We start from the raw sequence: 9141 nt of genomic DNA, 5'->3' as shown, positions 1-9141 counted from the left end.
CGCGGGAGCCCGCCGCGGCCAGGACGACGCCCGCCCGGGACGGAGCCGGTACGCCTGTCCCGTGCGAAGCCGCGACGCCTGCCACGCCCACCCCGTACGGAGCCGCGACCTCCGCGACGCCTGTCCCGTACGCAGCCGCCGCGCCCATTTCGTACGGAGCCGCCGCGCCCGCCCCGTGCGGTGCCGCGGCCCGGTGGCCTGCCTCCGCCAGCCGTGCGTGCAGCGCCTCGGCGAGCAGCGGGTCCGGGCCGAGCGGGGCGGCGATCCGGACGGTGAGGTGGGGCGCGGCGGCGACGGCGTCCGGGATGTCTTGTTTGGTGTGGTGGCCGCGGCTCAGGAGCAGCGGGACGAGCACGGCCTCACCGCGCAGCGCGGCCAGCGTGTCGGTCAGCAGCGGCTGGTTGAGCTCGATATGGCCGAGGCGTACGGGGAGTCCGGGGCGGAGCGCGCGGACGCGGTCCAGGAGTGCGGTCACGGTGCGCAGCGCCTCGGGGTCCCGGCTGCCGTGGGCGACGGCGACGAGCGTCGGCGGGCGGTCGCGGCCGCTCCGGCGGGCGTCGTGGCGGCTGCCGGGGTGGCCGCCAGAGCGGCGGCCGTGGCCCAGCCGGTCGAGCTGGGTGGTGAGCTGTGCGGTGAACCGGGTCATCAGCCGCGATGCGCTGTCGAAGTCCGCCGTACTGTCGATATCGGCCGTGCCGTCGGGGCCGGAAGAACCGGAGTGAGGCGTCATGGCCAGAGCCTGGCAGCGCCGGATTGCACCGCCGTTGCGCCGCCGTGACGGGTGGTTGCGCCGATTTCACCGGCCGCCGGGCCCCGTGCTGAGGTCCGCTTCCCGCGGGCGTAATCCGGGGCGACGCGGGCCGTAACACGGCCGTAGCACGCTCCTTGCATGGCGCACGTTCCCGGGGAGCACTCCCCCGCCCCCGATCCCGCTCCCGGCCCCGCCCCCGTCGACACGCACTGCCCTTACTGTTCGCTCCAGTGCGGGATGACGCTGCGCGCGCTGCCTCTCGACAAGCTGCCTCTCGACAGGCTGCCTCCCGACAGGCTGCCTCCCGACAAGGGGACGGGCGACGGGCCAGGCGGTGTCGAGGTCATCGAGCGCACCGCCTTCCCCGTCAACCGCGGCGCGCTCTGCGGTAAGGGCCGCACCGCGCCCGCCGTGCTCTCCTCCCGGGTGCGTCTGACCGAGCCGCTGGTCCGCCGCCCTGACTCCGGTCGGCTCGAACCGGCCACCTGGGAGGAGGCCCTCGACCGGACCGCCGAGGGCCTGGCGGCGACCGGCCGGGCGCATGGCCGCGACGCGGTGGGGGTCTTCGGGGGCGGCGGGCTGACGAATGAGAAGGCGTACGCGCTGGGGAAGTTCGCCCGGGTGGTGCTCGGCACCTCGCAGATCGACTACAACGGCCGGTTCTGCATGTCCTCGGCCGCCGCCGCCCATCAGCGGGCCTTCGGTCTTGACCGCGGGCTGCCGTTCCCGCTGGCGGACGTGGCCCGCACCGGCTGCGTCGTCCTCGTCGGCTCGAACCTGGCCGAGACCATGCCACCCGCGCTGCGCTATCTGACCGAGCTGAAGGCGGCGGGCGGCCGGCTGATCGTGGTCGATCCCCGGCGCACCCGTACGGCGGAGCAGGCGGATCTGCATCTGGCGCCGCGGCCCGGCACCGATCTCGCGCTCGCGCTGGGGCTGCTGCATCTGGTCGTCGCGGAGGGCCGGGTGGACGAGGAGTTCGTCGAACGGCGCACCAGCGGCTGGCCCGAGGCGCGGGCCGCCGCGATGGCCCACTGGCCGGAGCTGGTGGAGCGGATCACGGGCGTCCCCGTTCCTGAGCTCCGTAAGGCGGTCACGATGTTCTGCGACGCCGAGAACGCGATGGTGCTGACCGCCCGGGGCCCCGAGCAGCAGTCCAAGGGCACCGACACCGTCGGCGCGTGGATCAACCTGTGTCTGGCCACCGGCCGCGCGGGCCGCCCGCTGTCCGGTTACGGCTGCCTGACCGGCCAGGGCAACGGCCAGGGCGGTCGCGAACACGGCCAGAAGGCCGATCAGCTTCCCGGCTACCGCAAGCTGGCCGACCCGGCCGCGCGCGCCCATGTGGCGGCCGTATGGGGCGTCGAGCCCGACGCCCTCCCCGGGCCGGGGCGCAGCGCGTACGAACTCCTGGACGCGCTCGGGCGGGACGTCCGGGCGCTGCTGCTGATGGGCTCCAACCCGCTGGTCTCCGCCCCGCGCGCGGCCCATGTGGAGTCCCGGCTGCGGTCGCTGGACTTCCTGGCCGTCGCCGATGTCGTGCTCTCGGAGACCGCCGCGCTCGCCGATGTCGTCCTGCCGGTGGCCCAGTGGGCCGAGGAGACCGGGACCATGACCAACCTGGAGGGCAGGGTCGTCCTCCGCCGGGCGGCGCTGACCCCGCCGCCGGGCGTCCGGACGGATCTGTGGGTGCTGAGCGGGCTCGCGGCCCGGCTCGGCTGGGAGAAGGGGTTCCCGGCCGACGCGGAGGAGGTCTTCGAGGAACTGCGGCGGGCCTCGGCCGGCGGCCCGGCGGACTACTCGGGCATCACGTACCGGAGGATCGAGGAGGAGGACGGGGTGTTCTGGCCCTGCCCGGAGCGCGCGGAGGGGACCGGCCGTACGGACGCGGAGGGGACCCACGCGGCAGGCGCGGAGAGAGTCGGCCCGCACCCCGGTACGCCACGGCTCTTCCTCGACCGGTTCGCCACCGACGACGGGCGGGCCCGCTTCGCCCCCGTGAGCCATCGCCCGGCCGCCGAGGAGCCGGACGCCGCGTATCCCGTACTGCTGACGACGGGCCGGGTACTGGCCCAGTACCAGTCCGGCGCCCAGACCCGGCGGGTCGCCGAGCTCAACGAGGCCGCGCCCGGCCCCTACGTCCAGCTCCACCCGCTGCTCGCCGAGCGGCTGGGGGCGGCCGAGGGCGTGCCGGTCGCGGTGGTCTCCCGGCGTGGCCGGGCCGTTGCCCCGGCCCGGATCAGCCGGGACATCCGGCCGGACACGGTGTTCATGCCGTTCCACTGGGCGGGGCCGGGGCGGGCCAACACGGTGACGAACCCGGCGCTGGATCCGGTGTCGCGGATGCCGGAGTTCAAGGTGTGCGCGGTGCGGCTGGAGCTGGCCGAGGGCTGAGGGCCGAGGGCTGACCGCCCCGGGGCTCAGCGGGGCTCAGCGGGGTACAGCGGGGCTCAGCGGGTCCAGCCGTCGACCTCCTTCAGGTACGCCGCCCGCGTCTCCTCGTCCAGGAAGGCGGCCTCGAAGGAGTTGCGGGCCAGGGTGCGCAGGGTCGTCTCGTCGAGGCCGAGCGCGTCCCGTACGGCGGTGTAGTTGTCGCCCACGTAGCCGCCGAAGTAGGCGGGGTCGTCGGAGTTGACCGTCACCAGCAGACCGGCGTCCAGCATCGCGGGCAGCGGATGGTCCGCCAGGCGGTCCACGACGCGCAGCCGGACGTTGGACAGGGGGCAGACGGTCAGCGGGGTCCGGTCCGCGACCAGCCGGGCCACCAGTGTCTCGTCCTCCAGGCAGCGCACCCCGTGGTCGACGCGGTCCACGCCGAGGATGTCCAGCGCCTCCCACACATACGCGGGCGGCCCCTCCTCCCCCGCGTGCGCGACGCACTTCAGCCCGGCCTCCCGCGCGAGCGCGTACACCTCGCGGAACTTCGACGGCGGATTCCCGACCTCCGCCGAGTCCAGGCCGACGGCGGCGATCCGGTCCAGGTGGGGGCGGGCCGCCTCGAAGGTCTCCAGGGCCGACTCGGCGCTCTCGTCGCGCAGGAAGCACATGATCAGGCGGGTGGTGATGCCGTACGTCCGCGGCGCCGCGTCCAGCGCGCGGGCGATCCCGCGGATGACCGTGTCGATCTCGACGCCGCGCGCGGTGTGCGCCTGCGGGTCGAAGAAGATCTCGGCATGGCGCACACCCTGCGCACGGGCGCGGGCGAGATACGCGTTGGTGAGGTCGGCGAAGTCGTCCTCGGTGCGCAGCACGGTCATCAGCGCGTAGTAGAGGTTCAGGAAGTCCTGGAGGTCGCTGAAGGAGTACGCGGCCCGCAGCTCCTCCTGGGTGGCGTACGGCAGCTCGACCCCATTGCGCTCGGCGAGCGCGAAGGCCAGATCGGGCTCCAGGGTGCCCTCGATGTGGAGATGGAGCTCTGCGGTGGGGATCGGGGGCATGGAGGGGATCACCTGCTGGTCCTCGGTGGTGCGGAATGACTGGTCAAGGCTATGCGGGAGCGGATGCATCACCCTTGTGGGGGTAATGCGAACGGAAGACGGATACCACCGGGAGGCCGTCGCTACGGTGAGCGAGACAGTACGCTCCGTAGCAGATGGAGGACACGGTGACCGCGATATTGGAGCGGCCGATGACCACAGAAACACCGGATGCCGAGGAGCCCCGCAAGGGGCCCCGCACTGAGTTCGAGGAACTGCTCCGGACCACGGAGGAACTGGACACACCGGACGGCTACAAGGCCGAGCTCATCAGGGGGAAGATCGTCGTGTCGCCGTGGTCAAGGCCGTTTTACAAGCGGCACATGAGGTCACTGCGCCTACAGCTCGCGCCCCATGTCCCCGAGGGCCATGACGCCGATACCTCCCCCTTTCTCTTCAGCTTCCCCACATCCGAGCGCGCCTACGGCCCGGATCTTCACGTCGCGGACCTGAAGGCGTTCGTGGGTGACGCGCGCCATGTGGACGGCGCGGCGCTGTCCCTCGTCGCCGAGCTCACGTCCGTCTCCACCCGGGATGTCGACTGGCAGGAGAAGCTCGAGGTCTACGGTCGCCATGTGCCGGTCTACCTCGTGCTCGACATGCAGACCGAAGAGATCACGGCCTTCTGGGACCCTTCAGACCACGGCTATCTCGCCCGTATGACGGTCCCGTTCGGTAAGCCGCTGCCCATCCCCGCGCCGTTCGGCTTCGAGCTCGAGACTACCGATTTCGTGGATGAGCCAGAAGAGGACCAGGAGGAAACCGCCGAGTAACCCGACGCAACCGCCACCCCCTCTCCCGCGTCCCACAGCGCGACCGGATCGGTGATGCGGGGAGGGGGAGCGCATGCCGGGGTGGGTGCGGGGGCGGTTGCCGCGGACGCGGCGGGGGTGGCGGCGGCTGGTGCAGGGGTGCGTTCTCGTCTGCGTACTGGCCCTGCTCCCCGCGACCTGGCTGCGGCTGACCACGGACGACCGGATCCATACGGTGGCCGATGTGCCCTCGGCCCCGGTGGGCGTGGTCTTCGGGGCGGGGCTGTGGAACGGGGAGCCGTCGCCGTATCTGGCGCACCGCCTGGACGCCGCCGTACGGCTCTACAAGGACGGCAGGGTCCATGCGCTGCTGGTCACCGGGGACAACAGCCGCCATGACTACGACGAACCGGACGCGATGCGCGCTTATCTCGTCGAGCGCGGGGTCCCGGACCGGCGGATCGTGAGCGACTTCGCGGGGTTCGACACCTGGGACTCGTGCAGCCGGGCCCGGCGGGTCTTCGGGGTGCACAAGGCGGTGCTGGTGAGCCAGGGGTTCCATGTGCGGCGGGCGCTGGCGCTGTGCGGGGCGGCGGGGATCGACGCGTACGGGGTCGCGGTCGACGAGCCGCACGATACGACCTGGTACTTCGGTGGGACGCGGGAGGTCGTGGCGGCGGGCAAGGCGGCCCTGGACGCGGCGTTCGAGCCGGATCCGCACTTCCTGGGGCCACGGGAGCGGGGGATCGAGCGGGCGCTGGCGGGGCGGGGGGACTCCGGCTCCCACTGAGCGGTCGCCCCGCCCCTCGCCCCCGCCCCCGCCGCCGGTCGCCCATTGCCGGTCGCCCGTCGCCGTCAGCCGATCGTCGTCTCCGACACCACCCACGCCAGATAGTCCTCGCTGCCGTTCACGATGGGCGTCGCGATGACCTCGGGCGTCTCGTAGTCGTGCGCCTCGCGGATATGGGCCTCCAGCTCGTCGTAGCGCGCGGCGGTCGTCTTGAACAGCACCTGCCATTCGGCCGCCGTCTCGACCTCCCCCTCCCACCGGTACACGGATGTCACGGGCTGGCTGATCTGCGCACAGGCCGCCAGCCGGGCCTCGATCGCCCCGCGGGCCAGCGCCTCGGCCTTCTCGGGGGTGTCGGTGGTGGTCAGTACGGTCAGGTAGTCGGCCACTGCTGCGGTACCTCTCTCCACGGCGCGGTCGTACGGTCCGACACCGCGCGCGGCTGCGAACTGGCGCCCACCACGCTAGCCGGTGAGGATTGAGGGAACCCGCCGACGATCAGACCGGACCGATCGAGGGGCTCTCATGGATGACCTCACCGCGCTCGCGCGCCACCATCTGGACCAGGCCAAGGCCGATCCGCACGGGCGCAGCGCACATCTGTTCCTGCACGACGGCCCGCTGCGGCAGAGCGTGATCGCCATGGTCTCCGGCTGTGAGCTCGATGAGCACAACGCTCCTCCGGCGGCCAGTCTCCAGGTGCTGCACGGGCATGTACGGCTGACCGGCGGCGGTGACCGGATGGATCTCATCGCGGGCCAGGTGCAGGAGTTGCCGCATGAGCGGCACGGGTTGCGGGCGTTGGAGGACTCGGTGGTGCTGCTGACCGCCGTGACCGCCACGCAGGGCTGTCCCACCCCCTACGAGGACGCGGCCACCGCCTGACGGCGACCTGGGGCCTGGTCGCTGTCCCCGCCCCGGAGCCGGGTGAGCGGACCACCGGAGGCGAGCCGGTCACGGCTCGCCTCCGGCTCGGGTCCGCGGAGCAGCGCGGGGATCAGTGGGGATCAGTGGGGATCGGTGGGGATCAGGTGAGCTTTCGCGCCCCGTAGCGTGAGCTTTCGCGCGCCTATCGGGACGGGGTCGTGACGGACACCTCGGCGGACGGGCCGGTGCCGGTGGCCGTCACCGCCGCGAGCGAGAAGGTGTACGCGGTGGATGGGCGCAGATTGCCGATCACCCGCAGCATGCCCTTGGCCCGGGGCTGGGCGACCAGGACGTCGCGGCCGGTCACGGTGGTCACGCGGCCGTCGGAGCGGGTGATCCGGTAGCCGATGAGAGGCGTGTCCCCGGCGGCCCTGGGCGGCGTCCATGACACCGTCGCGGCCGTGGCATCGGCGTTGGCCTTGACCCCGGTGGGGGCGCCGGGCAGGGCGCCGGGGCCGCCAGCGGTGGGCGTCACGGGGGCCGCTGGGAGGGACGCCTCGCTCACACCGGCCTTGTTGCGGGCTGTGACGGCCCCCGGGAAAGGTAGGATCTACGAGAGGAACACGTCAATACAGTGGGCGCGGAATCACCCCACTTCGCCTCCGGTGCGTCAATTCATTGGACCTATCGGCCCGGTGAGGGGTGTTCGGGGTGTCAGGGCGCCGCGTCGCAGCACGACGTACCGGCCGCGGGCCTCGCCGACCTCCGGCAGCCGCCAGCCCGCCCTGACATGGCCCCGGGCGCCCCGGGCCCCGGTGGACTCCGTACCGGACTCCGCGCCGGACTCCGGACGCAGCACGCGCGTCACCTGGAGGGCGGGGCCCCCGTCGCCCAGCAGCAGACGGGTGCCGTCCGGCCCGTTCGCGACGGCCGGAAACCCCGCGCCCCCGGCCAGGACATCGAGCCCGGCTCCGGTCACCTCGGCCGTGACGGACGGGTCCGGGGTGTCGGACACGCTCTGCGCCTGCGGTTCGGCGCGGCTCTGGAGGAGGGCGAGCAACTGGCCCACGAGCACCGGGTCATGCGCCCCGTCGTAGATCCACCGCTGCCCCAGCGCCCCGTGCTCGGTCGTGCCGATGAGGGCCTGCTCGGCTCCGGCGAGCGGCGCCGCGCGGTAGGTCATCGGTACGTGGCACCAGGCGGGCCGGTCACCGGCGTCGTCCCGCACCACCATGAACTCGATCCCCACCTCGCCCTCCGGGTCGTCGAGCCGGAAGCCACCGGCCCGGGACAGCTCCGGCGCGCGCCGGGCGGCGGCGTACCACGGCTGCCCGGGCAGCCACGGGGTCAGGATCTCCAACTTGGTACGACTCATCGTGGTCTTATGATCGACATGACGGGTGAACGCCTGGCCCCGTCGTGTGCTTCCCGCGGAACGGCCGTGTGCTTCCCGCGGAACGCGCGACGGCCCGGCGCGCCATGCGCGCCGGGCCGTCGGCCGATCCCCCCACGGGCCGGCCAGTTGGTTCAGGAGCGGGTCGCCCCGACCGCCGCGCTCGTCGCGTCCGCGGACCGGTCGTCGGCGCGGTGCCCCTTCTCGACCTTCACGATCTCGCAGGTCTTGGACGGCTTACCGGGCTTGGCCGGCTCGCTGGGCTTACCCGGCTTGGTCGGCGTCGTGGGGTGGGCGGGGACGGCGGAGACGTCGTCCTTGCTCCCGGCCTTGCCGTCGATGATGACGATCGTGCACACCTTGCCGGGCTTGCCCGGCAAGGTGGGGATGGCGGGGATGGCGCAGATGTCGCCGTGTCCGCGGGCGCCGTCCTTCGGCGCCACGGTGACCGTCTTGCCGTCGGCCTTGACCGCCTCGGTGGCCTTGACCGCCTCGGTCAGCTCGACCGACTTGGCGGGCTTCGCGGGCTTGGCGGGCTTGACGCCCTTGGCGCCGTGCACCACCCGGCAGGTGACCGTGTCACTGGGCTTCGTCTTGGCGGCGGAAGCGGAGGACGACGCCGAGGCGGGGACCGCGGCACCCAGCGCCAGGGCACCGGCCGCCATGGCGAGCACGACACCCCGCCGCTTCGCGGACGTGGCACGAGGCAGGAAATGAGACATGGGCACAGCTCTCCTTGATTCGGGGAGTGGAACTGGCTGCCGAAGGACCCTTGATCCGTCGGCGCACTCACCGTGGCGCACCGATGCTGAGTCCTCGCTGAACCGCCTGAGGCCCCGCTGAAACCGCTGCCGGTTCAGCGGGGCCTCAGCTTGCCCATGCCATCCTGACCGCGTGCGCATACTGGTGGTGGAAGACGACGCCCGGCTCCGCGAACTGCTCACCGAGGGCCTGGAGCAGGAGGGTTTCACCATCGAGACGGCGGCGGACGGGCTCAGCGGCCTGGCGCTCGCCCGCTCCGGCGGATACGCGGCGATCGTGCTGGATGTGATGCTCCCCGGATGCTCCGGCTATCAGGTGTGCTCTCGGCTGCGCGAGCAGGGCGACTGGAC

11 protein-coding genes are annotated in these 9141 nt (G+C 72.7%); 5 read left to right on the top strand and 6 right to left on the bottom strand.

All coding sequences use genetic code 11. From position 1 onward, the window contains the following. On the bottom strand, nt 1–730 hold a 730-nt coding region (locus tag KN815_RS39150; RefSeq protein ID WP_372458592.1), incomplete at its 3' end, for a sirohydrochlorin chelatase. A gap of 159 nt (nt 731–889) precedes the next feature. Between KN815_RS39150 and KN815_RS39145 the strand changes: the two genes are divergently transcribed. Further along, nucleotides 890–3145, top strand: a complete 2256-nt coding sequence (locus KN815_RS39145) for a molybdopterin oxidoreductase family protein (RefSeq protein ID WP_216346563.1) — start codon at nt 890–892, stop codon at nt 3143–3145. 56 nt (nt 3146–3201) lie between these two features. Here the strand turns inward: KN815_RS39145 and KN815_RS39140 are convergent, their stop codons facing one another. Next, nucleotides 3202–4188: an adenosine deaminase gene (locus tag KN815_RS39140; RefSeq protein ID WP_216346565.1), complete on the bottom strand. Its 987-nt coding sequence runs from the start codon at nt 4186–4188 to the stop codon at nt 3202–3204. A gap of 167 nt (nt 4189–4355) precedes the next feature. On the opposite strand from KN815_RS39140, the gene KN815_RS39135 reads away from it, so the two are divergent. Together KN815_RS39135 and KN815_RS39130 are read left to right on the top strand one after the other, a co-directional pair. Continuing rightward, nucleotides 4356–5000, top strand: coding sequence for a Uma2 family endonuclease (locus KN815_RS39135; RefSeq protein WP_253209517.1), 645 nt, complete (start codon nt 4356–4358; stop codon nt 4998–5000). Nucleotides 5001–5073: 73 nt separating this feature from the next. Further along, nucleotides 5074–5769: a SanA/YdcF family protein gene (locus tag KN815_RS39130; RefSeq protein ID WP_216346562.1), complete on the top strand. Its 696-nt coding sequence runs from the start codon at nt 5074–5076 to the stop codon at nt 5767–5769. Nucleotides 5770–5834: 65 nt separating this feature from the next. On the opposite strand, the gene cutA is transcribed toward KN815_RS39130, so the two are convergent. Further along, complete coding sequence (gene cutA, locus KN815_RS39125) at nt 5835–6158, bottom strand: divalent-cation tolerance protein CutA (protein WP_020871507.1); 324 nt, start codon at nt 6156–6158, stop codon at nt 5835–5837. Between the two features lie 136 nt (nt 6159–6294). On the opposite strand from cutA, the gene KN815_RS39120 reads away from it, so the two are divergent. Next, complete coding sequence (locus KN815_RS39120) at nt 6295–6654, top strand: cupin domain-containing protein (protein WP_216346561.1); 360 nt, start codon at nt 6295–6297, stop codon at nt 6652–6654. Nucleotides 6655–6838: 184 nt separating this feature from the next. On the opposite strand, the gene KN815_RS39115 is transcribed toward KN815_RS39120, so the two are convergent. The 3 genes from KN815_RS39115 to KN815_RS39105 form a co-directional block, all read right to left on the bottom strand. Further along, nucleotides 6839–7171 (bottom strand): fibronectin type III domain-containing protein, encoded by a 333-nt coding sequence (locus KN815_RS39115; RefSeq protein WP_253209516.1) that lies wholly within the window; start codon nt 7169–7171, stop codon nt 6839–6841. Between the two features lie 135 nt (nt 7172–7306). Next, complete coding sequence (locus KN815_RS39110) at nt 7307–8011, bottom strand: maltokinase N-terminal cap-like domain-containing protein (protein WP_216346560.1); 705 nt, start codon at nt 8009–8011, stop codon at nt 7307–7309. A 152-nt stretch (nt 8012–8163) separates the two neighbouring features. Beyond that, nucleotides 8164–8751 (bottom strand): hypothetical protein, encoded by a 588-nt coding sequence (locus KN815_RS39105; RefSeq protein WP_216346559.1) that lies wholly within the window; start codon nt 8749–8751, stop codon nt 8164–8166. Nucleotides 8752–8923: 172 nt separating this feature from the next. Between KN815_RS39105 and KN815_RS39100 the strand changes: the two genes are divergently transcribed. Continuing rightward, nucleotides 8924–9141: response regulator (locus KN815_RS39100; protein ID WP_216346558.1), on the top strand; the 218-nt coding region annotated here is incomplete at its 3' end.

Source organism: Streptomyces niphimycinicus (genome assembly GCF_018883605.1).
GTDB lineage: Bacteria > Actinomycetota > Actinomycetes > Streptomycetales > Streptomycetaceae > Streptomyces > Streptomyces niphimycinicus.
Note: the sequence above shows the minus strand (reverse complement) of the source record. Positions and strands in the feature narration are given on the sequence as shown.

Coding starts and splice junctions, on each gene's coding strand:
- KN815_RS39105 (WP_216346559.1), bottom strand. CDS start 8,751: ATGTCTCATTTCCTGCCTCGTGCCACGTCCGCGAAGCGGCGGGGTGTC.
- KN815_RS39130 (WP_216346562.1), top strand. CDS start 5,074: ATGCCGGGGTGGGTGCGGGGGCGGTTGCCGCGGACGCGGCGGGGGTGG.
- KN815_RS39110 (WP_216346560.1), bottom strand. CDS start 8,011: ATGAGTCGTACCAAGTTGGAGATCCTGACCCCGTGGCTGCCCGGGCAG.
- KN815_RS39120 (WP_216346561.1), top strand. CDS start 6,295: ATGGATGACCTCACCGCGCTCGCGCGCCACCATCTGGACCAGGCCAAG.
- KN815_RS39140 (WP_216346565.1), bottom strand. CDS start 4,188: ATGCCCCCGATCCCCACCGCAGAGCTCCATCTCCACATCGAGGGCACC.
- KN815_RS39145 (WP_216346563.1), top strand. CDS start 890: ATGGCGCACGTTCCCGGGGAGCACTCCCCCGCCCCCGATCCCGCTCCC.